1 rRNA gene is annotated in these 313 nt (G+C 57.2%); it reads right to left on the bottom strand.

Features of this window, described 5'->3' with window-relative positions:
- Nucleotides 1–253 precede the first annotated feature (253 nt).
- Nucleotides 254–313 (bottom strand): 16S ribosomal RNA (locus BST28_RS23045); the annotation flags it as partial.

Raw genomic sequence — 313 nt, 5'->3', positions numbered from 1 at the left:
GATGGAGCGACAACACACCCACCCCCACCAAGGGGGCAACAACAGGCCTGTTGCCTCAGGACCCAACAGTGTGCCCAACCCACAAAGGCCGGCCACCAGAAACGATAACGCTCCCGGCGGTTGGTGATCAAAGCTGTTGCTGTTCGTAAATTATCTGCACCACCGGACAACCCACTACAGGCGCCGGCAAATGTATCCCAACCATCATGAATCCCACACGGTTGCGGGGACGGGGGAAAATGGTGCTCCTTAGAAAGGAGGTGATCCAGCCGCACCTTCCGGTACGGCTACCTTGTTACGACTTCGTCCCAAT

Source organism: Mycolicibacter kumamotonensis (assembly GCF_002086285.1).
Taxonomy (GTDB): domain Bacteria; phylum Actinomycetota; class Actinomycetes; order Mycobacteriales; family Mycobacteriaceae; genus Mycobacterium; species Mycobacterium kumamotonense.
The sequence above is the reverse complement of the archived record's forward strand: the minus strand, read 5'-3'. Positions and strand labels throughout refer to the sequence as shown.